The 25,573-nt window shown below is 43.0% G+C and carries 26 protein-coding genes and 1 tRNA gene; 18 read left to right on the top strand and 9 right to left on the bottom strand.

Annotated elements, in window-relative coordinates; genetic code table 11:
• Positions 1-227: 227 nt before the first annotated feature.
• Positions 228-1,067, top strand: coding sequence for an alpha/beta fold hydrolase (locus tag F3I09_RS31475; protein WP_149699030.1), 840 nt, complete (start codon positions 228-230; stop codon positions 1,065-1,067).
• A gap of 353 nt (positions 1,068-1,420) precedes the next feature.
• Here the strand turns inward: F3I09_RS31475 and F3I09_RS31480 are convergent, their stop codons facing one another.
• Positions 1,421-2,230, bottom strand: coding sequence for a winged helix-turn-helix domain-containing protein (locus F3I09_RS31480; protein WP_223233450.1), 810 nt, complete (start codon positions 2,228-2,230; stop codon positions 1,421-1,423).
• A 274-nt stretch (positions 2,231-2,504) separates the two neighbouring features.
• Between F3I09_RS31480 and F3I09_RS31485 the strand changes: the two genes are divergently transcribed.
• The 3 genes from F3I09_RS31485 (at position 2,505) to F3I09_RS31495 (ending at position 4,735) form a co-directional block, all read left to right on the top strand.
• Positions 2,505-3,044: a hypothetical protein gene (locus tag F3I09_RS31485; protein WP_149699032.1), complete on the top strand. Its 540-nt coding sequence runs from the start codon at positions 2,505-2,507 to the stop codon at positions 3,042-3,044.
• Positions 3,045-3,394: 350 nt separating this feature from the next.
• Positions 3,395-4,447 carry an exo-alpha-sialidase gene (locus tag F3I09_RS31490; RefSeq protein WP_149699033.1) on the top strand — a complete coding sequence of 351 codons (1,053 nt, stop codon included), beginning with the start codon at positions 3,395-3,397 and terminating at the stop codon, positions 4,445-4,447.
• 42 nt (positions 4,448-4,489) lie between these two features.
• A complete protein-coding gene (locus tag F3I09_RS31495; protein ID WP_223233451.1) occupies positions 4,490-4,735 on the top strand; it encodes a hypothetical protein in 246 nt (81 codons plus the stop codon).
• A 101-nt stretch (positions 4,736-4,836) separates the two neighbouring features.
• On the opposite strand, the gene F3I09_RS31500 is transcribed toward F3I09_RS31495, so the two are convergent.
• Complete coding sequence (locus F3I09_RS31500) at positions 4,837-6,306, bottom strand: serine hydrolase (RefSeq protein ID WP_149699034.1); 1,470 nt, start codon at positions 6,304-6,306, stop codon at positions 4,837-4,839.
• A gap of 1,069 nt (positions 6,307-7,375) precedes the next feature.
• On the bottom strand, positions 7,376-8,380 hold the full coding sequence (locus tag F3I09_RS31505; RefSeq protein WP_149699035.1) for an IS3 family transposase: 1,005 nt from the start codon (positions 8,378-8,380) through the stop codon (positions 7,376-7,378).
• A 31-nt stretch (positions 8,381-8,411) separates the two neighbouring features.
• Here F3I09_RS31505 and F3I09_RS31510 point away from each other — a divergent pair, with 31 nt between their 5' ends.
• The 5 genes from F3I09_RS31510 (at position 8,412) to F3I09_RS31530 (ending at position 12,248) form a co-directional block, all read left to right on the top strand.
• Entirely contained in the window at positions 8,412-8,621 is a 210-nt protein-coding gene (locus F3I09_RS31510) for a hypothetical protein (RefSeq protein ID WP_149699036.1), read from the top strand.
• A gap of 271 nt (positions 8,622-8,892) precedes the next feature.
• Positions 8,893-9,801 (top strand): AraC family transcriptional regulator, encoded by a 909-nt coding sequence (locus tag F3I09_RS31515; protein WP_149699037.1) that lies wholly within the window; start codon positions 8,893-8,895, stop codon positions 9,799-9,801.
• Positions 9,802-9,889: 88 nt separating this feature from the next.
• Positions 9,890-10,765 (top strand): oxidoreductase, encoded by an 876-nt coding sequence (locus F3I09_RS31520; RefSeq protein ID WP_149699038.1) that lies wholly within the window; start codon positions 9,890-9,892, stop codon positions 10,763-10,765.
• A 22-nt stretch (positions 10,766-10,787) separates the two neighbouring features.
• Positions 10,788-11,666 carry an NmrA family NAD(P)-binding protein gene (locus F3I09_RS31525; protein WP_149699039.1) on the top strand — a complete coding sequence of 293 codons (879 nt, stop codon included), beginning with the start codon at positions 10,788-10,790 and terminating at the stop codon, positions 11,664-11,666.
• 36 nt (positions 11,667-11,702) lie between these two features.
• A complete protein-coding gene (locus F3I09_RS31530; protein WP_149699040.1) occupies positions 11,703-12,248 on the top strand; it encodes a DUF1569 domain-containing protein in 546 nt (181 codons plus the stop codon).
• A 224-nt stretch (positions 12,249-12,472) separates the two neighbouring features.
• Here F3I09_RS31530 and F3I09_RS31535 read toward each other — a convergent pair whose 3' ends face one another.
• Positions 12,473-13,084 (bottom strand): TetR/AcrR family transcriptional regulator, encoded by a 612-nt coding sequence (locus F3I09_RS31535; protein ID WP_149699041.1) that lies wholly within the window; start codon positions 13,082-13,084, stop codon positions 12,473-12,475.
• 145 nt (positions 13,085-13,229) lie between these two features.
• Here F3I09_RS31535 and F3I09_RS31540 point away from each other — a divergent pair, with 145 nt between their 5' ends.
• From F3I09_RS31540 to F3I09_RS31555, 4 genes are all read left to right on the top strand, one after another.
• Positions 13,230-13,832, top strand: a complete 603-nt coding sequence (locus tag F3I09_RS31540) for a carbonic anhydrase (protein WP_149699042.1) — start codon at positions 13,230-13,232, stop codon at positions 13,830-13,832.
• An 89-nt stretch (positions 13,833-13,921) separates the two neighbouring features.
• Entirely contained in the window at positions 13,922-14,551 is a 630-nt protein-coding gene (locus F3I09_RS31545) for a metal-dependent phosphohydrolase (RefSeq protein ID WP_149699043.1), read from the top strand.
• A 50-nt stretch (positions 14,552-14,601) separates the two neighbouring features.
• Positions 14,602-15,132 carry a DUF420 domain-containing protein gene (locus F3I09_RS31550; RefSeq protein WP_149699044.1) on the top strand — a complete coding sequence of 177 codons (531 nt, stop codon included), beginning with the start codon at positions 14,602-14,604 and terminating at the stop codon, positions 15,130-15,132.
• Between the two features lie 193 nt (positions 15,133-15,325).
• Positions 15,326-15,760, top strand: a complete 435-nt coding sequence (locus tag F3I09_RS31555) for a hypothetical protein (RefSeq protein ID WP_149699045.1) — start codon at positions 15,326-15,328, stop codon at positions 15,758-15,760.
• A 54-nt stretch (positions 15,761-15,814) separates the two neighbouring features.
• Here F3I09_RS31555 and F3I09_RS31560 read toward each other — a convergent pair whose 3' ends face one another.
• The 4 genes from F3I09_RS31560 to F3I09_RS31580 all read right to left on the bottom strand — a co-directional run bounded on the left by F3I09_RS31560 (position 15,815) and on the right by F3I09_RS31580 (position 19,119).
• On the bottom strand, positions 15,815-16,336 hold the full coding sequence (locus tag F3I09_RS31560) for an SDR family NAD(P)-dependent oxidoreductase (protein WP_223233457.1): 522 nt from the start codon (positions 16,334-16,336) through the stop codon (positions 15,815-15,817).
• A gap of 505 nt (positions 16,337-16,841) precedes the next feature.
• Positions 16,842-16,925 (bottom strand) — tRNA-Leu (locus tag F3I09_RS31570).
• A 71-nt stretch (positions 16,926-16,996) separates the two neighbouring features.
• Entirely contained in the window at positions 16,997-18,142 is a 1,146-nt protein-coding gene (locus F3I09_RS31575) for a glycoside hydrolase family 76 protein (protein WP_149699047.1), read from the bottom strand.
• 164 nt (positions 18,143-18,306) lie between these two features.
• A complete protein-coding gene (locus F3I09_RS31580; RefSeq protein ID WP_149699048.1) occupies positions 18,307-19,119 on the bottom strand; it encodes a 2,3,4,5-tetrahydropyridine-2,6-dicarboxylate N-succinyltransferase in 813 nt (270 codons plus the stop codon).
• Positions 19,120-19,209: 90 nt separating this feature from the next.
• On the opposite strand from F3I09_RS31580, the gene F3I09_RS31585 reads away from it, so the two are divergent.
• The 5 genes from F3I09_RS31585 (at position 19,210) to miaA (ending at position 23,968) form a co-directional block, all read left to right on the top strand.
• On the top strand, positions 19,210-20,340 hold the full coding sequence (locus F3I09_RS31585) for a glycosyltransferase family 1 protein (RefSeq protein ID WP_149699049.1): 1,131 nt from the start codon (positions 19,210-19,212) through the stop codon (positions 20,338-20,340).
• A 3-nt stretch (positions 20,341-20,343) separates the two neighbouring features.
• On the top strand, positions 20,344-20,913 hold the full coding sequence (locus tag F3I09_RS31590) for an L-threonylcarbamoyladenylate synthase (RefSeq protein WP_149699050.1): 570 nt from the start codon (positions 20,344-20,346) through the stop codon (positions 20,911-20,913).
• A 28-nt stretch (positions 20,914-20,941) separates the two neighbouring features.
• Positions 20,942-22,375: a CCA tRNA nucleotidyltransferase gene (locus F3I09_RS31595; protein WP_188134035.1), complete on the top strand. Its 1,434-nt coding sequence runs from the start codon at positions 20,942-20,944 to the stop codon at positions 22,373-22,375.
• Positions 22,376-22,496: 121 nt separating this feature from the next.
• Positions 22,497-23,072: a plasmid pRiA4b ORF-3 family protein gene (locus tag F3I09_RS31600; protein ID WP_149699052.1), complete on the top strand. Its 576-nt coding sequence runs from the start codon at positions 22,497-22,499 to the stop codon at positions 23,070-23,072.
• Complete coding sequence (gene miaA, locus F3I09_RS31605) at positions 23,072-23,968, top strand: tRNA (adenosine(37)-N6)-dimethylallyltransferase MiaA (protein WP_149699053.1); 897 nt, start codon at positions 23,072-23,074, stop codon at positions 23,966-23,968. The genes F3I09_RS31600 and miaA overlap by 1 nt, the downstream gene beginning before the upstream one ends.
• Here the strand turns inward: miaA and F3I09_RS31610 are convergent.
• Complete coding sequence (locus F3I09_RS31610; RefSeq protein ID WP_149699054.1) at positions 23,958-25,517, bottom strand: hypothetical protein; 1,560 nt, start codon at positions 25,515-25,517, stop codon at positions 23,958-23,960. The genes miaA and F3I09_RS31610 overlap by 11 nt on opposite strands.
• Between the last annotated feature and the right edge of the window lie 56 nt (positions 25,518-25,573).

Genomic DNA, 25,573 nt, shown 5'->3' on the forward strand with positions numbered 1-25,573 from the left:
TAAGAAGGCGCTCATTAATATTGAGAGTCCTTTGGATGATTTGTGGCGTAGCGGAAAGGTTGAATGGTAATAATATTTTATTTTGTATTTGCGTCGTAACAATGAGAAAGGAGAATACTACTACTTTGATTATCAATGCTGTTTTTTAGGTTAAGTCCTGTTAACGGCATATATTTAAGTGTTAGCGGCAATGCAGTCGCCGGTCACAGTTTAAAACAAATCAAAACATGAAAAAGTTTACAATTTCAATTTTGGTTTTCATCGCTTGCTTCACCACATACGGGCAAGTAAAAGTTAATCCTAACGGAAAATTCTTTAATTATAACGGTGTCAAAATATATTATGAAGATACCGGTACCGGCGAACCTCTTTTGTTACTCCACCACTTTTTTTCAACTGCTGACGAATGGAAACCGTATGTGCAAGCTTACGCAAAGCAGTTCAGAACGATTGCCATTGACATGATGGGGCATGGACGATCTGATATTTATAAGGAAGACGATTTCAATTTTAAGCATGGAGACTATGCGAAAATTGTTCTTGCCTTGTTGGACTCGTTGAAACTAAACAAAGTGAATGCAATTGGCGCAAGCAGTGGAGGCATGACACTACTACATCTTAATACAATGCAGCCGGAAAGATTTAAATCTGTTATTGCAATCGGGGCACAAATTTATTTTAGTAAGTATGACAGAGATTTTATAACAAAAAGAGGACCGGATAGTGCCAATGTGAAATTTATGGAATGGGCAACCCAACAATACGGTGCAGAAAAAGCGATGCTTTTGGCAAGGCAGTTTTGGCATAACCTAACACTTTATGGAGATCCTTCTTTTACTCCGGATATATTGGCTACAATCAAGGCTAAGTGGTTAGTTGTACAGGGAGATAATGACGAGGCTGTTCCGTTGCAGCAAGCGTTAGAAATGCATCAATACATACCCAACAGCCGGCTTTGGATTGTTCCTAACGGAGGACATCTACCACACGAGAATGTCGATTTTCAATCTGATTTTTTAAAGGTCTCACTTGAGTTTTTAAATGGAAAGTGGGACAAGAAAGATTAATTGCACTGCCGCTAACAGCTAAGCTGTTTTTTCTGCCCTACATTTAAGTATATGCTTCTTTTCGCTTTCTGCCTGTCGTTATAAATGTGAGAATTTATTTAAAATAAAATCTTCATCATCTTTTGTAGTTTTCTTTTGCTTCGGATACAGAGGCGATAACTGCTGATAATTAAATGATTATCCAACGGAATGGAAAATTCACGCAAACTAAAAGCTTAAACCGGCTTTGGGTAGTCAACTTCACCGGTGCGTGCAATGAGACGGCCTTTTTTTAGCAGATATAGCGTCTACATTCAATACGAACGTCTGGCATAGGCTTATATCCTAAAAAAGAGCAGTTTTGGGGATTTTTCTTAAGAGTTAATTTCAAGCTTATATCCTTTGCCGCGTATAACAACAATTTTAATGTTAGGATCAAATTCCAGTTTTTTTCTAAGTTTTGAGATGAACATATCCAGACTGCGGCCTACTATAACACCTTCATCTTCCCATATCTCTTTTTGTAGCCGGCTTCGCTCTATAGCCTCGTTAGGAGACAAGGCGAAAATACTCAGCACACGGGTTTCCGTTCTGGTAAGGTCTATGGTCTTTCCATTTATCATGAGCTTACGGTTCTCCGTGTCGAACGACATTGACCCCAACGTGAACCTACCCGTAGGCTGACTTTCAGGTAAGGCACTGTCAGGTATAGACCTCCGCGGCTTAACAGATCTCAAAAAAACAAATCCACCAAATCCTAACAATAACAGGGCGCCCAAAAAGTATCCATTCTTTGCTGTAGTTATAGCCGTTGGTTTAAATTTAATGTTAATCATATAACATGCTATGGGTTGCCTTCTTCCTATACAGGTTACAATATCATCTTTCTTATTTTTTGATATCGCATATCCATAGGCTACACTGCCATCGGCACAGTTAAGTACGTTAACGACGTAATCACTTGCAAGCGGGTCTTTGGCTAACAAACGCTGGGTAGTATTTACTAAAAAGCCGGGTTGAAAAGTAAGCTCATGCTCAAACCTGATTTGATATTCATTTTCAGCGATCTTTTTTACGGGAAGAACCCTGGATGTACTGTCGCCCGACTGTAAAAGCAGTTCATGTCCGATCCTGCGGAGCAAAACTTCCCTTCTGGAGATATCAAAATCGTCACTGTCCTCCATACTGAAAGCCACGCAGATGACAGAGATAAATACGAATAGTATCAATCCGAACAGGTATTTGCGTTTTCCGGAGAGGAGATTTTGACTAAGACGCATATTGTCAAGTATTTATTTACAAAGTTTACAATTCTATTTACAATCCAAATTCCCGCACTGGAAGATATCAAAGTAATTTTGCTGAGTCAACTTTGATAGCATATGAAAAATAAAAGTATGTCCTATCCGATGACTTATCAAGAGAATCTATATGGAATTTAATAAACCCACAAAAATCATGAAAAAAGTAATTTATGCGCTGATGTTACCACTGGTTGTGGCGAGCGGACTAGTATTTGCTAATCTTGAAATCAAGAATGAAACTACTAAGAAGCCGTCCCCAAGGCCGCTTTCTGCTGCTGAAAGGAAAGCCGAATTGAAAAAATGGGAGGCTACCCCTGCTGGTATAATGTACAAAAAATGGGAAGCGTCTCCCGCAGGTAAAAAAGTGCATGCCGCTGAAGTTAAAATAAGGAAACACATTAAAGATTATGCCAATATGGAGGGAGCTGTAACCTCTCTTTCTCTTCCGCCAGGCTCAAGATTAGGTTTCGGAGTGATGGTCAGGATTAATGGTGACGATTATATTGTAAAATTTGAGCCGGAAAAGTCTCAACTTGAGCAATTGCATAGCCTGAAAGTTAACGACAAAATAATTATAAGAAGCCATAGCGTATCGCACGCGCCTAAGTATTCATATCCAATAGTATCGTGCGACTATGTAGAACGAGATGGTAAAGTAATTTTTAAACGTGTCCCCCGCAAAGGCGGTTGCTGAGTGAATAAATTATGAAATACATTCACGTATATGCTCTGTTCTTGATGCTTGTTTTTTGCACTTGCCGGTAACCTGGAAATTAATGGGAAGGTCTGGGCACTTTCCCGTTTTGATCAAAAGTCCCTATACGATAAAAGGCCCCCTGCAACCCAAATTATGTTGGGGGAGCAAATTCGCCGTTTTTTTGCTAATACCGGGATTTTAGAAGCTGACGATGGAAGTGTCTGGTTCGTAGGGGTTGGAACTACGGGCAAGCTGTATCGCTATGATGGAACGACCATCACGCGCTGCCCTACCTGCTACTTTCCGCTAATTATTAATCAATATGTTTTACTCTAAATTTAAAAAAAATGAAAAGATTATTTGTGTTTGTCCCGGCTATCCTCCTGGTATTATTTCTATTAAGTTCTTTTGTGCTAAAAGAAAAGGATGCGGGAGAGAAAACAACCAAAGGGACTAAATCATGGCCTGTAAACATCGTTTTCAAATCTACAGATGGCGGACAAACCTGGCAGGACATCAGCAAAGGGCTGCCCGAAAATTTGCGGAAAGATAGTATCAAGGGAAATAGCTTCTTTGCAAATGATAAAGGGCTGTTTATAAGGGTTGGAAACGGACTCTATCACAGTACACCAAATGCCACAGCTCCTTTTTGGACCAAAGAGATTTTCCCTGACGAACATAGCAGCATTGCCCCCGGTAAGTCCTGGATATTTGCCAACAATTACTGGGGTATAAATTTGAAAAAAACAAGCGGAACGAGTGTATGGTCGCCGATATTCGAAAATTTTCAGGAGCCACGAATACGCAGCGTTTTTGAGACTGCCGGAGGTACAATTTTTATCGGCACCGACAGAGGCTTTTTTAAAACTGCTAACAATGGAAAAACCTGGAAACATGTCCATACCGGAAGCTTGGTAGGGCATTTGGCAGAGTCGAATGGCGTACTGGTGGCGATTAGTATGAGAAAGATAATAAGATCGACCGACAATGGCGAAAACTGGGCGGTGGTGAGCAGTGAGGGGGGGGAGGCTTGGGATGTAAAACAGATCAAAGGTGGATTCGCTGCTATCACTTCTAGTTCAGCGTCTAATACCAGGGGGCTAAGGACATCCTACGACGGAGGTAAAACCTGGCAGCCCATTGATGCTGGCCTTCAGGGCAAAGATTTTATTGATTCAATATGGCGGACCTGGAATGATCGCCTTAGTTTGCAAGCCTTCATGACTTCAATTATCCAGGTTGGTGAAAACTTCTTTTGTACTCATCCTGCCGGCATTTTCAGATCATCAGACAAGGGAAAAACATGGAAATTATTACTTCCTTCTATAGAAAATAAGGTCTTCAATTTATTTGTTTCAGGCAACGTGATCTATGCCATACCCAGCAAGGGTGGATGTTAAAAACTCAGATTAACATTCATGCATTGTTTAAAATTACCGCAGGTGGCAGATATGATACCTTGCTCACGGTGGGGAGATCATGAAAAAAAGATAGCGGCCCGTTATATCGCAGCTTCCCCAATCGGCAAAAAACAAATCATCGGTTCGATCTTCGCAGAAAAGCTGATTTTTTCAGAAAACAAATTTCGAACCACAGCACCCAACATCATCCTCGAGCTAATAAGCAAGCCCTTAGCGACCTTAAAAACAATAACGCCGAAGATACAATCTCCGGCGTTAGGCAAGTAGAATTGACCAAACAAGCAAAACCTGCTCTAATAGCGGGTTTTGCATTTTATGTGCCCGGTAATGGTAAGTTATCGAACCAAATTAGATTGATATTCAAGTAGTTAATTTAATTTAACTGATCTAAGCAGCTTTAAATGTTGATCTGCATTTTTGCTTTGAGGATTTAGTTTCAATGACTGTTCATAATTTTTGATAGCTGGTTCTACATCACCTAAAATTTCATAGATCTCGCCCAGGCTATCATATGTATTGGCGCTGTCAGGATATAAATAAACATTCAATTTGAATATTTCCAGTGCATCTTTGACCCTTTTTTGTGAGAGCAGTTTATATCCCATGCCATTTATTTCTTTCTCTGTAGCGGTAAAGCCACTCTTTGTTTTCCTCAGTTTCTTTACTTCTTCTATTGCATTCTTATAACCCACCTTATCTAATGAAATTTTCAAATATTTCAGCGAAGAAGAAAGCCCGAAGCCATTCGCTTCTTTCATATCCGGAATGAACAGCCCTGCCAGTTCATCAATGAATACATCCGGCGAACCACCGGACAGATTTGTAAGCACAATAATAGAAAGGTCATCATTAGGGTATACAAATAAGGCCGAACGGTTACCACCAACAGGCGCAAGAGCAGGGTGGTCAGTTCTTTTTATAACGGGCCAGCCTGCAGCATAACCATTTAGTAAGCTGCTAAATCCACGTGTTTCGCCATTATTCAGTATAGCAGGTGTCCAAAGTGCGTTAAGGCTGGAGGGTTGTTTTAATAATCGCATGCTTTGTAAGGCTATAATCCAGTCTGCCAGTTCCTTTGCTGTTGAACTCATACCGGCAGCTGTCTGCAAAAATGGAGGAAGCGAAAAGAACATATTTGTTAGTTTTCCCTTTTGATACTGATAACCGCCGGCTGCATGGGCTACAATTTCTTTTGTGGCACCAAAACCTGCCTGTAAAGTCTTTGGCATACCTACTTTTTCCAATTGTTCTTTTCTGATAAACTCTTGGAACGACATGCCGCTTAATTTTTCGATTATACGGCCAAGCAGTAAATAATTGGTTTGGTTATAACTAAATTTTTCTCCGGATTTAAACTCATTGGGCATTTGAAGGATCTTCGTCCATGCTTCCTCAGGATCACTGGCTATTAAAACGGCTTCCTCTTCGTCCATAATATCCGGAATACCCGAAATATGTGATAAGAGTTGCTGAATGGTTACTGACTTCCACGTATCGGGTATGTCGGTGAGGTATTGGGAAATAGGTGCATCCAGTCTTATTTTCCCGGTTTCCAGCAATTGCACGATCGCAATGCCCGTAAATGCTTTGGTGATTGAATTAATGGTAAAAACAGTTTTATCACTTACTGGGATTGAATCCTGCAGGTTGGCCAATCCGTAATTGCCTGCTTTAATAATTTTCCCATGCCTTACAATTGCTAGTTGTAAGCCAGGGATTCTACGTTGCTGCATTTGGGTTTGCACAAAAACATCAATACTATCTGCCTGCCCAAAAGCACTGTTGGTAAAAAAGAGAATCATCAATGCGATAAGTCCTTTCTTCAAGAAAATGGTCATAGGTATCTTTTATATAAAGATCGCAAATGTTTGATAATATTTCTTGTTGCCTTTTCTATTTGAGTTGAGATCATATCGTTATGGCTGTTAGGTTATAGGAGATAGTGAGAAATGGATATGCCGTTCAATAAGGCTATGGCAATGCGCTGATAGTTTAAGGAGAGTTGTTATAGAATAGGGGAAAGAGGGATAAAAGAATTTTGCTTGTCAATTGACTCTCAATAATAACGTCCCGGAGCAGACCTTGACAACATAAAAAAACAAAAAGGTCAGAGATTCCCCCAAGAAGAAAGGTTTTTCTGTACTAAGACAGACTTTGTAAGTCCACCTATGCGTCGGGTATGCGTCGTATGGGAATCCCCCAAGAATTCGAATTGATCCATAATCAGGCCCATAGCGGGCTCGGAAGAAGATAAAAAAAGAAAGGTCGGAGATTTCTCCGACCTTTCCACTAGTGTGCCCAGTGGCGGTAAATTATCGAACCACATATTGTTGATTATTAAGTCTTTAATGAAATAGATGCGATATCAGATCAAATATCAGCCATTACATATTATATTATAACCCGTTTCAGATTTGATGATTAATTAGTTATGATTTGTTCTTTGTACATAGGAAAAATACAAACTAGTTGGTATTGTTAGCTGGACTTATTTTCATCAATTTTAGATTTCTGATTCCATAGCACACTATCTAGGCATGATATTCCCAAGCAATGGCTAATGTCACAAGAAATACCTTCGGTTAAGTATTGTTCTGTAATCTATTAGCGATAATGTTGTGTTAAGGATATCAATCTATTAGTCTTAACAGTGTCTTTAAATCTGTTTGAATAAAAATTTTCACAAAATTTTACAGTTGCCCAGATAAGAATCTTGTGGCGGAATTTGAATGAATTTACCAAACCATATCGAGTACCAATTTATACACAAATAGGGCGTAAATGGATTTTTTAATTGGCTTGTCAACTTTGATGGCCTTTGAGACTATTGATTGAAAGCGACAATTAATCAAATTATAATGAGTTTAAGAATTAACTTGGATTTGCAACAAAATAATGGACAAATTATTAAGCTGCTTGTTTTAAAATAGATTTTCCAAATTCTTCATGGGTTAAAAATCCTAGAATTGAATGTATGCGCTGCCTGTTGTACCATATTTCGATGAACTCAAATAGCTCTCTTTTTGCGATCTCGATAGAAGAATATACTGTGTTATACCCCGTCTCTGATTTGAGGATCTTGAAGAAATTCTCCATTACAGCGTTATCCCAGCAATTTCCTTTCCTACTCACACTTTGTTGTACTAGCTTGTCTTTAAGCAATTCTCGGAACTCCTGGCTAGCATACTGTACACCTCTATCGGAGTGAAAGAGAATGTTTCGGACCACCGATCTATTCCGGATTGCCATCTTCCAGGCCGCAACAACTGTTTCTCTTGCAGTCATACCGGTACTCATTGACCAGCCAACGATTCTTCTATCAAACAGATCCATAATAGCGGTAAGATAAAGCCAGCCTTCCTGGGTCCGGATATAAGTAATATCAGACACCCATTTTTCTGAAGGCCCCTTTGCATCAAATTCCCGTTCAAGGACATTATTAGCCACCTCAAGGCCATGATTTGACTCCGTTGTACAGACTTTAAATTTACCCGTAATAACGCTGCGAAGGCCCTTCTTTTTCATTATTCTGGCTACTCGTAGCCTAGATGCATCTATTCCCATAGATACTAGCTTCTTTGTAATCTTCGGACTCCCGTATCGCCCTTTGCTGCTATGGTAAATTTCTTCGACCTTTTTAGAAATTAGCTCATTGTTTATGGCAAGTTGCGATGGCCTCCTGGTAAGCCAGGTATAATACCCACTATGACTCATTTTGAAAACCCTACACATCTTCTCAACAAACAAATGAAAAGGATCAAAGAACTGTCCTGGCTGAAATGGTATGAGCTGGGATATCTTGGGTGGCTTCAGTTGGTGATAATTGTGAGTGGACACGGATGGCATGAAAATCTGATATGTGGTGTTGTTACGTACCTGATAGCAGGAGATAAAACATTGTAAATCAATCATAATGTTAGATTTTTTATGTTATATTTATAGTATGGCAAAATTCAAAGAGGTTATTGTAACGCTTTCAAAAAAGCATCCCCAAACCGGCGAACCCGCGCAGGCCGGACATTCCTTCGTTATTGGAACTTTAGGTAAGAAGACAGGCTTTTACGAGATTGAAACAGAACAATTGAATAAGTTAAAGAACGAAGATCTTCAGCAGGAGCTTTTCAAGTTGTTACACCCGCAGACTCATCACTAATTGATAAAATAGGGCTGTTTATACATTGTTGCCGTAATGAGGTATTACGGTATGGGATATTTATGTGGAAACAGCAACTCAGCTAATCCATTAACTGCTGAAAAGTTCCCAAGGGAGCTTTGACTGCATTTTGGATGTCTGGAAACCTGGCAGCATTCAAGGTTGAGCTATTTACTATTGATCTTATTGTCAGGCAAATGTCCGATCCTCGAAACTCCCGGAAATTTTGTAGATATTTGAAGAAATTTTGCTTCTCTAAAGGTGCATCACAATGGCTGGCATTTCTCAACTTCAGGATTTTCCGTCTCATATACCGGTGACTCATGATTATTTTCACAATTGGAATATTCGGGTAGTCAATGCGGAAACATTAACCTGCGAGAACTACATCTCTCCTAACAGAAGGGATTTCTATAAGGTATTGTTTATAAAAAATGGAGCGGGACTATTTTCATTGGGCATGAACAACTATAACATTAAGGATTCAACTATTCTGTTTCTACACCCCAATGAGATTATATCATGGCGAAGTTTATCGACCAGTATGGTCGGGTTCTATTGTTTGTTCAAAAAACGCTACGTTGATGCTCACCCTTTGCTAAAAGCCTCGCTGGAAAAACATAAATTATTCACTGATCTCAAAAGAAGTATCATTCGCCTGGAACAACCATCGATAGATACCATTAATGGCTTGTTTTCCCAAATGCATGAACAGGGCCAAATGGGCGGTAGTTTGGCAGAGGAGGCAATGCAGGCATACCTTCAACTGATCATTATTGAAAGTGTAAAATCAGTGGATTTTCCATCGCCGCAAAGCATTACAGAGGAATATCACCATATACATGAGTTTTTCCGACTCCTTGAAACTGAAACTTCAAAACTTAATAAGGATAACCCAATCCGTATAAAAACTGCAAAAGAATTCGCGGACGAGCTCGCACTATCTCCCAATTACTTAAATGCCCTATTAAAGAAACATACCGGTCAAAATATCAGCACTCACCTGAAAAACCGTCTATTGGAAGAAAGTAAAGCATTGCTTATTCAGACTGACTGGACATTAAATGAGATTGGATTAACAATTGGCTTTGCTGAACAGTCCAATTTCACGCTGTTTTTTAAAAAGAACCAGGGCATGACACCAAGCGAGTTCAGAAAGAGCTGCCCAGAGTACATCTGATCAAATAGTTGAAATTCATAAATAGTGCATTGATGCTGCGAAGGTGAACCATCTGCAGTTGTAAGACCTTTGATGTAAACTTCAAAGGATGAAAACAAAAGTATGGTTTATAACCGGAGCATCAAGAGGCTTCGGATTTGAAATCGCCAAAGCGGCACTGGCTAATGGCGATAAAGTGGTGGCCACTGTCCGCAGCCAGCCTGAAAAACTCTCCGGCACACTTAAACATGATAATCTTTTGGTGGTTACCCTGGATGTGACCAGCGAAACCCATGTACAAGCAGCAGTTCAAAAAGCGATAGCTCATTTCGGGAGGATCGATATCCTGGTCAACAATGCGGGCTTCGGACTACTGGGGGCTGTTGAGGAAGCAAGCGATAAGGAGGTCCGTGAATCATTTGAAACAAATGTATTCGGTTTACTGAATGTTACCCGGGGTGTATTACCTCACATGCGTTCGCAGCGATCAGGTCACATCATTAATCTATCATCAGTAGTGGGTCTTACTTCTCCTCCGGGTTGGGGAATCTACGCTGCTACAAAATTTGCCGTTGAAGGAATTAATGAAGGATTGGCAGCCGAATTAAAACCGCTTGGCATATCTGTGACTGCTGTTGAACCGGGCTTCTTTCGGACAAATTTTCTGGATGGATCTTCACTATCAACAACCCGCCAGGTAATTGATGACTACAAAGAAACCGCCGGATATATGCGTAGTGCTGCCACGCAACTCAATTACAATCAGCCCGGAGATCCGGTAAAGCTCGCAGCGGCTATTCTTACACTCGCGGATTCTTCTAATCCTCCCGTTCATCTGCCTCTCGGCAACGATACGCTTCATTATTTCAAACAAAAGATGGACAACCTCAATCAGGAGCTCCTTGCGTGGAATGATCTTAGCCGAAGCACTGACTTCAATGATAGTCAGGCCGGCAATCAATCACAATCTTCAACTAATGAATAAGTAGATAAAAAAATTATAACATATGGAAAAGCAATTCAAAGTTTTGATTACCGGCGGTGCCGGTAAAAGTGGCGGTGCGGCCGTAAATGAATTACTAAAATTGAATGTTTCGGTAAGAGCATTGGTCCACAGAGAAGATGAACGCTCAGCACAACTCAGGGCGCGCGGAGTTGAAGTAGTCGTTGGTGATCTTCTGAACTTCAATGATATTTCTGCCGCTATGAACGGTATCGATACTGCCTATTTTTGTTTCCCGATTTTAACTCCCGGGGTTCTGCAGGCGACTGCTTATTTTGCGCAGGCCGCGAAAGCATCAGGATTGAAAGCTATTGTCAATATGTCGCAGATTTCAGCGCGCAGGGAAGCAAAAAGTAATGCGGCACAAGATCACTGGGTAAGCGAACGGATTTTTGATATGTCAGGTATTCCTGTCACACATCTCAGACCCACCTTTTTCGATGACTGGTTCCTCTATGTCAGAGAAGATATCCAAAAACAAAACGCTATTGTATTGCCTTTTGGCAATGGACGCTGGGCACCAGTCGATTCAGCGGACCTGGGGCGTGTAGTCGCACATATTCTTGCTAAACCAGCGGGTTATCAGGGAAAAGTAATTAAACTTTTTGGCCCTGAGGAATATGATGTCTTTGAAATGAGTGGTATTCTTTCCAGGGTCTTAGGACGAAACATAACGTATCATCCTGTAAGTATTGAGCGTTTTACGGAACTGGATGAAGCAAAAGGCGCTCATCCTCATTTCGTACAACATGTCACACACGTAGCACAGGATTGTATAGATGGCATATTTGCGGGTACAAATACAGCGGTAGAGGAGATTACCGGGCAAAAAGCCACAACACTTGCTGCGTTTTTTGCAGACAAGAAAGAGGCATTTATGTAATGGATTCATCAGGGGCTTGCTAAATCTATAAAAGCAATGAAGCACAGAATTTTTAATAAGGAACTTTGGTATTCCTTTATCGCGATCGCCAAACACATTCCTAATGAATTGACGACACCACGGATAAATGGATCTGACTTCTATATACCGGAGGTAACTGCATCATTTGTTAAACGTATACAAGGTTTAAGTTCAGATGCCTCTCCCGTGTGGGGAACAATGTCTGTTGCACAAATGCTGCATCATTTGTCTTTATCACTTGGGGGTGCCTTAGGCTTTTATGCTCAGTCGGATGAGAGTTATTGGCTGAGTAGAACACTTTTTAAATGGATCCTGATAGACCTCTCTTCTGCACAACCCAAAGGGCTTCGCCTTCCATTAAATTTTGTTATTCTTTCGGAACAGAATTTTGACTTTGAAGAGGAAAAGAAGATCCTGTTAGCAATTATAAACAGGGCCTCGACAACGAAATCAAGCGAAGATTGGTCAAAACACCCTTTATTTGGAAAGATGACGAGTGAGCAATGGGGTAAGCTGGCCCAAATGCACATTGACTACCATTTAAGACAATTCAACGTGTAATCTGGTGCAATAGTTAGTGAGACATTTGACATAATCGCCACGAACATAATTTGAATGCGCATGAGGAGTATGGGAATTTACCATATCCCTCATGCGTTATTTACTATTGCCTGCATGTGCCCGCGGCGGCTATATAATTTACATAATGAAGAGAAGGATATAACGATTTGAGATGCAACTTTTATTAATCCAGTAGTCCATAGCTTCATTTACTACGCGCTGTGTTAGGCTTCCAGCAAGGACCTGGCAATTGCTTTATTCAATGTAGCAATACTTTTATCTCCTGTAGCATGCGCGACAACCATCGCACCAACGATTAAACTAAGCAGTTCCAGCAGAAGCGCTTTTGCTTTCGCAGGTTTTACCATTTGCGCCAGGCGCTCACCAATAAAATCTGCTGCTTTTTTAAAGTGCAGATTTACCTTATCGAGTAGTAGACTTGTGTCTTCTGATGTAAAGTCGCTTAGTCCGCGGGTGAAAGTGCATCCGTGGAAGTCGTTTTGCCCAATCCAATCTTTAAGGGCATCAAATACAGTCAAAATCTCTGTTTGCGGATCATGGACCTTCAATGAAGCAAGGTGTTTGGCCAGATTATCGAACCGGAACTCATCCCAGAATTCCAGATAAGATAATATAAGATCATTTTTTGAAGGATAATAGTTGTAAAAAGTGCGCTTTGATACATTACTTTCTTCAATTATCTGGTCAATACCAATGGTGTTGACGCCATATCTGTTAAAAAGTGTTATCGCCGTTTTTAAAATCCGTTCTCGCGGTTTTAAAGTTTCCAGATCTTCAAAACGTAGGTCCCGAAAGGCAGGCGCTGAATTTGACATATGATTCAATTTTCTACTCACATTATTAGCCTTACAAAAGTACGAAAAAAAAGTACACCGATCTGTCTACTTTTTCTTGGTAATGTAAACAGATCTGTCTACTTTTGTAATACTGGATTTCCCCAGTAAATAAAACAGAAGTTATATGGAAGCAAATAAAACGCTCGATTTGAGCCAATTTGAATTCAGGAATATTCCTGGATTCGATCAGGATAATTTTCAGGGTTTTGACCAGGCGATCCCACTTAAAACCATCGTTATATATTGTTTTGACCCACGGGCATCTGAAATTCCAAAGGCGGTAGCTGATTATTTAGGCGATGAAGTATATCCTGGAGAAAATATTACTAACGAAGATGGCGTTCGCGTTGGCCACACGCGTACGTTATTTGCGTTGTCGAATGGCGGTGGCCGTGCACTGCAGGCACTGCAAACTATAGCCACGATGGATTATCTGTTTCACTACAAGAACGTTGTTGTGGTTCACCATTCTTTTTGTGGCATGACCGCCTATACGCCAGATCATATGATTGAGAAGTTTCATGATCATCACCATGTTGATATTTCCGGTATGTGGGCGCATGAAGATATGGCGATTGTCGACTACGAGAAAACGATCAGACATGATGTCGAGTTATTGCGCAATAACGCTATTGTGCCTAAACACCTCAATATCTACGGCTTCTTTTACGAAATCAACTCCGGTCAGTTGACTGAAATCGTACGCGATTTAGCAGTAAAAGAATAGGTTTTTATCCTGTCGGGAAGTTTGTCAAACACAGGATTTTCGACAGGGTATTATAATTCATACTATTCATCATTATTAAAGTTTTTGAGATGATAGCAAATGTGAAAGTTCCGGATAGTTCCATAGTGAAGCAGGCAGAAGAATATGTGCGATCTGTTTCAGATGACATGCTTTTTAACCATGTGATGCGTTGTTATTATTTTTCCCAGTTGTTTGTAAAACATGAAAATAAAAAGGCGGACACTGAGTTAATGTTCCTCTCTACGGTGTTACACGATCTCGGTTTTACAGATGCGGGGAAAGGGCCTAACAGATTTGAAGTCGAAGGCGCACATGCTGCCCGAAAATTTCTGCTCGACAATGATGTGCCGGAGGACAGAGCCTGGAATGTCTGGCACAATATAGCGCTGCATGTCGGCGATCTTAATATGTTTAAAGACGACACTACCCGCTTGATGCAGATGGGGATTCTTTATGATTTGTCTGCGATGCCTTTCTCGCGGAGTCTTGATCCCCGGGATGTTTCGGCGGTTTTAGATCATTATCCGAGGTTAGGATTTAAAAAAGGATTTTTAGCCTTATTTGAGAATGAACTAGATCAAAAGCAGCCCTATCCACATCGATTCCATATGTGTACCTGCATTGAGCATCATCGGACAGGCTCTCTGGATATTCCGGTGCCAGATGCATTTTTTGCAAGTGCACCGTTTGAAGATTAGGACTTAACGTAACAATCGAAATATAACATCCTTTCCAAGTATTGTGTAATATGAATGATAATATCAGAAATTACAGGCCCTTAATATGGTCTTTAGCATTGAGCATCAATGCGCTTATTATATTCGCTATATTTTGTCCGGGTAAAGAACAGTTCAGTCAATATGATTTCAGTTTTCTTCCTTTATTAAATGCCATTCTCAACGGTACAACATTTGTATTACTTTCTCTGGGATTGTGGGCAATTCAAAGAAAGAAAATCAAGTTACATCGTCATCTGATTGTACTGGCATTTAGCTGTACTTCCGTTTTTCTATTATCATATTTATGTTACCATTTTACGACCCCATCTACAAAATATGGGGGAGTGGGATTTTTAAAATATCTCTATTTCATCATTTTAACCACACATATCATACTGGCTGTAATCATCGTTCCGCTGGCGCTGATTTCAATGGGCCGGGGATTGAACAGGGAGATTGATCTGCATAAAAAAATCACTCGCTGGTCGATGCCAATATGGCTTTATGTGAGTTTGACGGGGGTAATTGTTTACTTAATGATTGCTCCGTATTATAAATGATGTTTCCGTGAACAAGGGCGATGCTGTTATATAATAAAAATGGCTATGATAGTAAAGAAGGGGACGTTTCATGAATTTGAGACGTCCTCTTCCGCTTTTGTGCCCGGCAGTGGGGATCTGACTCGGATAGTGTTTTTATAATATGATGTATCTTTGTCGGCAAATGGCGGATTATATTAAACCTAGACCTTCTATGAAACCAGCATTTTACATGATGTTGACAGCAGTGTTGCTGCTCGCAGCCTGCAAGCATCCAAACACACCACTTCAGAAAGAATTCAAAGGTCTCTCCGGCAGATGGAAGTTTACCGCACTTTACCAGGGCTATAGTAGTGACTATGGTCTTAAGATCTGGAGAGCTGTGCTGGAGGATAAATATATACAGTTCAATATGGACGGCAGCATGACAGATGACCGGTATAATCACAATGCTTTTAAAGTTGTTGATTTCTATTCCGATGGACAACTCGACAAAGACAGCGTCATATTTACTTATAGAAAGGATAGTTTTCAAAGTGATACTATCAGGTATTCATATGAACTGTCATCTGATGAATTAATTCTTTATCCGCTTTTAACCGGCGTCGGAACGTATGCGCTGAAATATGTTCGCGTTACCGGTAAATAAATACTGGCGGAATAAAAGAGCATCCATGAATTTTAGCAGACGAAATACAAGTACTCACTCCGATTTTTGTCCATATGCGCTATTAAGTTCTTTTTTCATTTCGGTTTTCATAGCTCTTTCAAGTAAGGCCCCCGGGATTCTCAAAAGAAAGAATGTCTGAATTAGATGTGGCCAATAGGGCATTATTACTCTTCTCCCACAACCAACGGCTTTTAAAACATGTTTTGCATATGTCTCCGCACTTGGACGCATAAAGGACACCGGCTTTCTGTTGGATCCGGAATTCACGCTGCCTGTTAACAGGGAAATAACCCCCACGTTGCTTAGTTCCTGGGCTAACGATTGTGAAAAGGCATTATTATGGGCTTTTGTACCGGCATAAACGGCGAGATATGGTGGCGGTAAAAGCGCTGTATACGAGGAGACATTAAGAATCAATGCCGGAGAATGGAGATAAGGCAAAATTTGCCTTGTCAGCTTTGTCGGAAATATTGTGTTTAAGGCAATAGTGTCTTGTATTTGCTGGCCGGTCATAGCGTCGAAATGGCTGAAGGGTCCAATACCAGCATTGTTGATGCAAAGGGGCCTTCAGAAAAATGGGTGTCTGATATTTATCAATAATTCGCTAAAGAAAGATAACAAAGGAAGGGAGCAGGAGCTAAAAGAACACAGGCCGAAATAGACAAACTATATATAAGGATACAAAACGCCCGTTCTTTACGCTTAGACGATGAATTTACAGCAGAAGAGTTTAAAGAAATTAAGTCAGATCTAACTAAGAAGATAGAAGAACTGGAAAAGAAGAAAACAAAGCTATTATCTACCAACGACAACTACCACGAATACCTTTCCCAAGGCGGCGAAATCATGAAGAACATTGCCCATCGTTATGTTACAGCTTCCCCAATCGGCAAAAAACAAATCATTGGTTCGATCTTCGCAGAAAAGCTGATTTTTTCAGAAAACAAATTTCGAACCGCAGAACCAAGCGTTATCCTCGAGCTGATAAGCAGACCCAGAAAGGATCTTGACCACTATAAAAAGCAAAAGGTCGGAGACATCTCCGACCTTTCCGCTTTAGTGCCCAGAACTGGATTCGAACCAGCACACCCTTGCGAGCGCTGCGACCTGAACACAGTGCGTCTACCAATTTCGCCATCTGGGCAACTGATTCCGTGTTAAGGGATTGCAAAGGTAGACATTTCTCTCAATCTTCCAAATTTTTCTTTCAAATTTCTAAAACAACCACACCCCATTCATCATCGCCACTCCACAAGTCGTCTCAAAAGAGTTAACATAACTATCCGGTGTCCTACGCCACCACTGACCCCACATCAGACCATTGGAGTTGCGATATGTCCAGGCTTCGGACGCGTTATAATTTAGCCATCCGGCATAAGTACTCTGGAGGCCCTGATCGCGGACGAACTTACAAGCCCAGCGTGCGAAAATAGCCTTAAAACCCTGGCAGTCATCGCAATCATATTCATCCGGCAGCAGTCCCTGGGCATTGCACATATTCGCCTTCGTATAGTCCATTGCTTTAGCGGCCATAGATTTGTAGTTGCCGGAAGGGTAGGAGCTATGCAGCATACTACATGCACCGATAAAAGTACCTTGTGTATAGGTACGGGCGCCTTCTGTGATAGTACCCGCAGCATTCATAGCACCTTTCACTTCCCCGGAACTTGCTGAATAAAGTTTACTGACCATCCAGTCGATGATCATTTTGGCTTTGTTCCGGTAGTTCACATCACCTGTGGCCTGATACAGATACATAGCGCAGATAGCAGCAGGAGCATTGACACAGGCGTTTTTGGAATTATTGGCAGTGGTCCACCAAAGGCCGCCACCAAGATTCGTATCCCAGGCCCGGTTCCAGACAAGGTCGAAGTTGTTCTTCGCCATATCTTTCATCCCGCCGTCATTAGTGATCTGAAAGGCACGGATGCACATCAGCGCACCCCAGATCACATCGTCATTATAGATGTTAGAGCTCCATAGAAGGCCGTAGGCGTCCCGCATACCGTTATACAGGTAGACCATCTTATTCCTCAGATCTGCGTCGTTATTGGCTGTATAAGCGTCTATGAGCGCCTCAATAGCCTCTGCCTGCCGCCAGAAATCCATTCTGCCGGTATGAGTGACGTCTGAGTAGTAATAGGCCTTGTAAGAAGGTCCATAGGTGCCATACTGATTGTAGAATGCATTGTTGTAACACTGCATTGCCAGGAGCGCCTCCTGGCGGGTAGGTTGCGCGGCACTGATGGCGACTACCCCTTTAGTGACATCCGCAGGGGATAGCTTTTCCGCGTCTTTTAATTTCCCGCAGCTGGTCATAGCGAGGACAAAAAGCAATGTCATAAACAGTGGAATTCTCATGTTTTTCAGTTTTTATTGAGTGAAGGGTTTTTCTACGTGGTTCGTGGAACGGGTTTTCGATCTGCTACCCTAACAAGACAGCTGAGAGCGGGAAATTCCTTACAGAAAATAAAAAAAAGCCGCTCCCGTATGGAAGCGGCTTCAAAAAATATATGCAAATAGGCTTATACAGCTACATTGAATTCTCTCAGCGTGTCGTTCAGGCTGGTCTTCAGGTCTGTAGATGCTTTACGCTGACCGATGATCAGTGCACAAGGTACCTGGTATTCGCCGGCAGGGAACTTCTTGGTATAAGTACCGGGAATTACAACGCTGCGTGCTGGTACACGGCCTTTGTATTCAATTGGTTCCGGACCACTTACGTCGATGATCTTGGTGCTCTTGGTCAGTACCACGTTAGCGCCCAGTACCGCCTCTTTTTCTACGATCACGCCTTCCACCACGATGCAGCGGGAGCCGAGGAAACAGCCATCTTCAATGATCACAGGACCGGCCTGCAGTGGTTCCAGTACGCCGCCGATGCCCACGCCACCACTCAGGTGAACATGTTTACCGATCTGCGCACAAGAGCCTACGGTAGCCCAGGTATCCACCATGGTGCCTTCGTCAACATAAGCGCCGATGTTTACGTAAGATGGCATCAGGATAGCTCCCCTACCAATAAAAGCGCCATAACGGGCTATAGCATGAGGCACAACACGTACGCCCAGATCTTTGTAGCGGGACTTCAGTTTCATTTTATCATAGAACTCGAATGGTCCGAGGTCTATGGTTTCCATCGGCTGAATAGAGAAGTACATTAAAATGGCCTGTTTTACCCATTCATTTACCACCCATCCGTTCTCTCCGGGTTCTGCCACTCTGCTTTTGCCTTTGTCTACAGCTTCGATCACACATTTTACCGCATCACTGTACTGTGATTCCTGCAATAAAGCACGATTCTCCCAAGCCGCTTTTATTAGTTCTTTTAGCTCCATCGTTGAAATTTTTTACAAACATAAGGAAAACCTGTTAGTAGTTGCAAGCTGGGGGCGATTCCTTACCTTTACAGCCCTTTAAATGATGCTATGAATATCGCTTTTGACGCAAAACGGGCCTACCAGAATAATACAGGTTTGGGAAATTACAGCCGAACGCTGATTAGCTCACTGGCAACCTATTACCCTCAGCATAATTATTATCTCTATGCGCCTAAGCTGACAAACATGTACACAACGGATGTTTATCCGAACATGCAGCCGGTATTGCCTGAAAAACGGCTGCACCGCTGGTTCCGTGGTGCCTGGAGAAGCAAATATGTAGTGGGGGAACTGGCGGCAAAAGGTATCGATATATACCATGGACTCAGCCATGAGATCCCCTTCGGCATTCATGAAAGCGGTGTGAAGAGTGTAGTGACCATGCATGATCTTATCTTTGAACGTTACCCCGCGCAATACAATCCCATTGACGTACAGACCTACCGGCGCAAAGCGAAATACGCCTGCCGGTATGCAGATAAAGTGATCGCCATCAGCGAACAGACCAAACAGGATATCATTCAATATTATAAGACGCCGGCGGAAAAAATACAAGTAGTTTACCAGAGCTGTGATGAATCCTTTGCCGTTACGCACGACAAAACACGTATCGGACAGATGAAAGAACAGTACGGACTGCCGGCATCCTATTTTTTGTATGTTGGGTCTATTGTAGAAAGAAAGAACCTGCTGGGAATACTGCAGGCTATGCTACAGCTGAAAGGAGAGGTAGACCTTCCCCTGGTGGTCTTAGGGGGCGGGAGTAGTTATAAGAATAAAGTAAAGACCTTTGCGCAGAAACACGATCTTTCCGGACGGATCATCTGGCTCAATGAAAAGGCCAGGATAGCAGATGCCGATGTGCCATTATTATACCAGGGAGCGGAAGCATTATTATATCCCTCTATCTTTGAAGGGTTTGGTATTCCCATCCTGGAGGCGCTCTGGAGCCGTACACCGGTGATCACATCTGCCGGCTCCTGTTTCGGGGAAACGGGCGGTGATGCCGCTTTGTATGTCAATCCACTGCAGCCGGCCACGATTGCAGATGCGATGAAGAAAGTACTGAACGAAAAATCATTCGCAGAAGAAATGAGAACAAAAGGATGGGCGCATGCACAACTGTTCAGCCGGGACAAGTGCGCTGCGGCCGTGATGAAGGTCTACGAAAGTTTATAAATTATGATTGATTTTGAAAATGATGTAACGGCTTCCCTGCAGGCATTACGCACCGGTGGACTGATCCTCTATCCCACAGACACCATCTGGGGCATAGGTTGTGATGCGACAGACGAAGCTGCCGTTAGAAAAGTATTTGATCTGAAACAGCGGCCGGAGGCAAAAAGCCTGGTCATTCTCCTGGCAGAGGTGCGCGACCTGCTGAAGTATGTAGCACATACCCCTCCTGATATTGCGGATATTATCGCCGGGTTTGACCGTCCTACAACCGTCATCTATGAAGGAGCGCTTGACCTTGCTCCCAATGTGATCAACAGCGATGGTACCGTTGCTATCCGGATCGTGCAGGATACGTTCTGCCGCCACCTGATCAAGCGCCTACGTAAACCGCTGGTTTCTACTTCTGCGAATATCAGCGGGCACCCTTCACCGGCTTCCTTCAGGGATGTGGACGCAGCCATAAAAGAAGGGGTGGATTATGTTGTTAACTACCGGCAGGACGATATTAGTCCGGCAACGCCCTCCCGGATCATTAAGCTCCTGAAAGATGGCAGTGTTCAGGTGATCAGATAAAAACTTACTTTTGCCGTTTTATTCATTTATGATCAGCAGAAAGCCTATAGATATTCCCTGTACTTTACAGGAACGGAAAGTGTTGGAACAGATAGCGTTAGCGGCCCATGAACTGGGTACGCCCTGCTACCTGATCGGCGGCTTTGTGCGGGATAAAATACTGAACAGGCGTACCAAAGATATGGACGTCGTATGCGTGGGCGACGGTATCGCCCTTGCCCATAAGGTGGCCGAATATTTTGATAATGCGAAGGTTAGCTTCTTCAAAACCTATGGTACGGCACAGGTCAAATGGAACGACCTGGAAATCGAGTTTGTAGGTGCCAGAAAAGAAAGCTACCGCCATGACTCCCGGAACCCCGATGTGGAACCGGGTACCCTGAAAGATGACCAGCTTCGCCGCGACTTTACCATCAACGCGCTGGCTATTAGTCTCAATGAGGACGACTATGGCAGCCTGGTGGATCCTTTTGGCGGCATTGCCGACCTGGAAGCAAAGATCATCAGAACACCACTGGAGCCTGCACAGACCTTCATAGACGATCCCCTGCGTATGATGCGGGCAATACGCTTCGCGTCACAACTGCAATTCACTATCTCCGAAGAAGCTTTCAGAGGTATTAAGGAAAATGCAGAACGTATAAAGATCATCTCACAGGAGCGTATCACGGACGAATTGAATAAGATCATGCTGTCGCTGGTACCTTCCGTAGGCCTTGACCTGCTCTATAAGGCTGGTATTATGAAAATAATACTGCCGCAGATGGTAGACCTGGTAGGCGTGGAAATGGTGGAAGGAAAAGGGCACAAGGATAATTTCTATCATACCTTACAGGTGGTGGATAACATCGCCCGCAATACCAAAGACCTTTGGCTGCGCTGGGCCGCTTTGCTGCATGATATCGGCAAGCCCGCCACCAAACGCTTTGAGCAGGGACATGGCTGGACCTTCCATGGACATGATGCGGTGGGAGGGAAGATGGTGCCCCGTATCTTTACCAAACTGAAACTGCCGCTACATGAGAATATGCGGCTGGTAAAGAAGCTGGTAGAACTGCATCTGCGCCCTATCAGCGTAACAAAAGAGAATATAACCGACTCTGCTATACGCAGATTGCTGTTTGATGCAGGCGATGATATAGAGGGACTGATGATGCTTTGTGAGGCGGATATTACCTCAAAAAATAAAGTCAAAGTAAAACGCTATCTTGAAAACTTCGAACTGGTGCGCCAGCGCCTGAAAGAAGTGGAGGAAAGTGACCGTATCCGCAACTGGCAGCCACCCGTTACCGGAGAAATAATTATGGAAACTTTCGGCCTTTCGCCTTGCAGGGTAGTGGGAGATCTGAAAAATGCTATCCGTGAGGCTATCCTGGATGGGGTGATTCCCAATACCTACGAAGCAGCTTACGCATTCCTGCTCGAAAAGGCGAAAGAGATGGATTTGACACCAGTTAAATAAAAATGTTAATTTAGTAGTGTTAATTAATGTTAACGCTGCCTTTTTCAGGATCAGGTCTGATGTTTGCACATGCTAATTTGATCCTGGAAATACCAGATTATTAATAAAATCCTTTATTGTCATGCCTGTTTTGAAATTCAGAGTTTACTGGGAAGAAGATGAAAGTGTGTACAGGGATATTTCCATTAAACCGGACCAGACATTTTTACAATTTCATCAAACCATTTTACAGTCATTCGAATTTGACAATAAACATAAAGCGACTTTTTTCCGTAGCAATGATAACTGGCAACGGGGCAGAGAGATCATTCTTGAACAGGATGGCGCTGCACGTAAGGTAGAACCACTGTTAATGGAAGACACGCCTATTGCCGCAGCTGTAAAAACCCCCAATCAGAAGTTCATTTACCTCTATGACTATGCGAAAAACTGGACATTCCTGGTAGAACTGATCGGTGTATCAAAAGATGAAAATTCCAAAGTAGCATATCCTTTCTGTACAAGAAAAGAAGGATTGGCGCCCAGCCAGTACGGCACCAAAGGTCTCGTAGGAGATAAACTGGTGGAAATGGAAGAGAAATATGACCTTAATAAAGAAGGCATGAGTGAAGATGGCTTTGGGGAAGAAGGAGAGGAGGATACTAACGATTCAGATGAGGAAGCAGCTGAAGATAATAGCAACGAAGACATGTTTTAGTGAAGACCGTTATTATCATCGCAGGTCCCACGGCGGCGGGCAAAACGGCTAAAGCAATAGAAGTGGCCCAACACTTTGATACAGCCGTTATCTCTGCAGATTCCCGCCAGTGTTATCGTGAAATAAGTATAGGTACAGCAAAACCCAGTCAGCAGGAACTGCAGACTGTTACCCACTATTTTATTGATTCCCATTCCATAAAGGAGGAAGTTAATGCCGGTGTTTACGAAAGACTGGCATTAGACTATGCTGCCGAAGTCTGGAAAGACCGGGACGTAGTGGTGATGTGTGGAGGTACGGGGCTGTATATCAAGGCGTTCTGTGAAGGTATTGATAACATTCCCGCAGCTCCCGCAAGCGTCCGTTCCTCCATCCAGGAACGCTATGAAAAGGAAGGGTTGGCCTGGCTGCAACAGGAAGTACAGACTAAAGATCCTGCTTTTTATGCAGTGGCAGAGATCCAGAACCCGCACCGCCTCATGAGAGCTCTGGAAGTATTATATACTACTGGTCAGTCTATTACCAGTTTCAGAACAGGTAATACCGTTCAACGGGACTTTAATATCATCAAAACAGCCATTACCCTTCCCAAAGAACAGCTACACGCTAATATTGAGCGCCGCGTACACCAGATGGTGGCCGATGGCCTGCTGGAAGAGGTTCGGGCTGTATTGCCTTACCGTAATCATAACGCTTTGCAAACCGTTGGATATAAAGAGGTATTTGATTACCTGGATGGTAAACTATCCTGGGCAGAGGCCGTAGAACAGATCATTATTCATACCCGCCAATACGCCAAACGACAACTAACATGGTTTCGGAAAGACAAGGATTTTAGATGGTTTGAAGCCGGTAACGGATTGCTGGAAGAAGTAGACCAGCTGCTTAAAACCTGACGCCACAAGTCAGTACCGCTCTTGTTGTAGTACTGTTAACCTGCGCTGCCGGCGGATTCACATAGCCATAATTGTTTGGCAACACTTCATAAGGTACTTCCCGCCGCTGCTGTTTGCCTCCCGTAACTATGGAAAGATCCATATAATAGCCGCTGCCAGCCTTGTACCCCACACCACCACTGTAATAAGTCCGTGAGCCATCAATGTTGCTGTCTTTATAAGGACTGCCATAGCGGGCAAAACCGAGCCGTAAGGCATAAAGGAGATATTTTATTTCCGCACCCGCACGGAAATTACCGCTTGTCCGGTAGGAGGCCTTTACCTGCTCACTGTAATAGTGATTATCCGGTGTACTGCCATATTTCAGCTTCATGGAGCGATAGTCGTCCAGCTCATAATCAACGCTGATAAACCCATAGGGACGGTCAGGACTGCCCCCTGTATTCAACAATAGCACGGCGCTGGCGGTAGCCTTCCATGGCGTTCTGAAGCTGTAATTGAGATTATTTAACGCTGATTGAGTGGTGTCATCGATCATATAAACAGTAGATGCTGTTACCACACCGGCCGACTTGGTATCGGTAAGCATATCTGTCTGATAGTCCTTATTCACGCCATACCAGGTCGGAGATTGCAGGGTAAGGCCCAGGTTGAGCGGAACCACCGGTTTATAAATACCCCCTAATTTCAGATTGACACCGATGCCGTTTGTCGTAGTTGTTTGTTTTACCTGGTAATAATTCAGGTCAGCGTGTACCGGATTAATGTTCGTTTCCACCCAGATATCCTGCTGGCCCTCTTTGATAAAGTCAATATTCATACTGCCCCCGAAGAATAGCTTTTCGCTGTGTTGCTTTCCGAAAACGAGGGCCAGTTCGGTAGTACCTCCATGTGTGAGAATGTGTCGGGATTGCTGAACCAGTACGCTGTAGTCGTCCGCTTCCGCTGCAGAGGTGAACTTGTATTGATCGCCTTCCCGGTAGGCATTGATCAGGTAGGTCTGATAGGCAAGGGATGCGCCATGCCTGATCGCTACATCCTGTTTGGCAGATAATAAGGCGTCAGGGTTGCTTACATGGGCATTGTCTGCCTGGATGAAGTAATTGAGCGATTGGGAGGAATTGGCGATGTTTCCCTGATAGTACACATCCTCCCGGAAGTTATTCGTCCTGTTCACACCCATGGCAAATACCAGGGGGCGTTCTTTTGCCTTGCTCCGCATGAGTAGCGTAACATTGTCAAACTTCAGGGCGCCTCTTTTGGAATTGTCTTTATTGCCGAGATAATAGTTGCTGTTGTTAATGTGCTGATAGCCAATAGAAAAAGATAGATCGCTTCCACGGAAAAACCCAGTTGCCGCAGGATTCACATAGATCGCTGCTATTTCCCCTCCCAATGCGCCGGTAGCGCCACCGATGGCTTGTCCGCGGGCAGAACCGGCGGATATATCGCTGCTGAATTTTAAGACTTCCTGTACGGTTTGAGCCGCAACAGGATATGCAATTGCCGGCAAGGCAAAAGCCAGTAATAGTGACAGTTTGTAAGTCATAGGTTTGTATAGCCGGCGCAAAAATAGAGAAAAATGAATTGATCTCTCTTCCGCTT

This window comes from Chitinophaga sp. CF418 (assembly GCF_900142925.1).
In the GTDB taxonomy this organism is placed as follows: domain Bacteria; phylum Bacteroidota; class Bacteroidia; order Chitinophagales; family Chitinophagaceae; genus Chitinophaga.

Coding starts and splice junctions, on each gene's coding strand:
- F3I09_RS31540 (WP_149699042.1), top strand. CDS start 13,230: ATGGAAGCAAATAAAACGCTCGATTTGAGCCAATTTGAATTCAGGAAT.
- F3I09_RS31475 (WP_149699030.1), top strand. CDS start 228: ATGAAAAAGTTTACAATTTCAATTTTGGTTTTCATCGCTTGCTTCACC.
- F3I09_RS31505 (WP_149699035.1), bottom strand. CDS start 8,380: ATGATTGATTTACAATGTTTTATCTCCTGCTATCAGGTACGTAACAAC.
- F3I09_RS31550 (WP_149699044.1), top strand. CDS start 14,602: ATGAATGATAATATCAGAAATTACAGGCCCTTAATATGGTCTTTAGCA.
- F3I09_RS31520 (WP_149699038.1), top strand. CDS start 9,890: ATGAAAACAAAAGTATGGTTTATAACCGGAGCATCAAGAGGCTTCGGA.
- F3I09_RS31500 (WP_149699034.1), bottom strand. CDS start 6,306: ATGACCATTTTCTTGAAGAAAGGACTTATCGCATTGATGATTCTCTTT.
- F3I09_RS31545 (WP_149699043.1), top strand. CDS start 13,922: ATGATAGCAAATGTGAAAGTTCCGGATAGTTCCATAGTGAAGCAGGCA.
- F3I09_RS31525 (WP_149699039.1), top strand. CDS start 10,788: ATGGAAAAGCAATTCAAAGTTTTGATTACCGGCGGTGCCGGTAAAAGT.
- F3I09_RS31585 (WP_149699049.1), top strand. CDS start 19,210: ATGAATATCGCTTTTGACGCAAAACGGGCCTACCAGAATAATACAGGT.
- F3I09_RS31515 (WP_149699037.1), top strand. CDS start 8,893: ATGGCTGGCATTTCTCAACTTCAGGATTTTCCGTCTCATATACCGGTG.
- F3I09_RS31530 (WP_149699040.1), top strand. CDS start 11,703: ATGAAGCACAGAATTTTTAATAAGGAACTTTGGTATTCCTTTATCGCG.
- F3I09_RS31535 (WP_149699041.1), bottom strand. CDS start 13,084: ATGTCAAATTCAGCGCCTGCCTTTCGGGACCTACGTTTTGAAGATCTG.
- F3I09_RS31610 (WP_149699054.1), bottom strand. CDS start 25,517: ATGACTTACAAACTGTCACTATTACTGGCTTTTGCCTTGCCGGCAATT.
- F3I09_RS31580 (WP_149699048.1), bottom strand. CDS start 19,119: ATGGAGCTAAAAGAACTAATAAAAGCGGCTTGGGAGAATCGTGCTTTA.
- F3I09_RS31490 (WP_149699033.1), top strand. CDS start 3,395: ATGAAAAGATTATTTGTGTTTGTCCCGGCTATCCTCCTGGTATTATTT.
- F3I09_RS31590 (WP_149699050.1), top strand. CDS start 20,344: ATGATTGATTTTGAAAATGATGTAACGGCTTCCCTGCAGGCATTACGC.
- F3I09_RS31555 (WP_149699045.1), top strand. CDS start 15,326: ATGAAACCAGCATTTTACATGATGTTGACAGCAGTGTTGCTGCTCGCA.
- F3I09_RS31510 (WP_149699036.1), top strand. CDS start 8,412: ATGGCAAAATTCAAAGAGGTTATTGTAACGCTTTCAAAAAAGCATCCC.
- F3I09_RS31575 (WP_149699047.1), bottom strand. CDS start 18,142: ATGAGAATTCCACTGTTTATGACATTGCTTTTTGTCCTCGCTATGACC.
- F3I09_RS31595 (WP_188134035.1), top strand. CDS start 20,942: ATGATCAGCAGAAAGCCTATAGATATTCCCTGTACTTTACAGGAACGG.
- F3I09_RS31480 (WP_223233450.1), bottom strand. CDS start 2,230: ATGGAGGACAGTGACGATTTTGATATCTCCAGAAGGGAAGTTTTGCTC.
- F3I09_RS31600 (WP_149699052.1), top strand. CDS start 22,497: ATGCCTGTTTTGAAATTCAGAGTTTACTGGGAAGAAGATGAAAGTGTG.
- F3I09_RS31485 (WP_149699032.1), top strand. CDS start 2,505: ATGAAAAAAGTAATTTATGCGCTGATGTTACCACTGGTTGTGGCGAGC.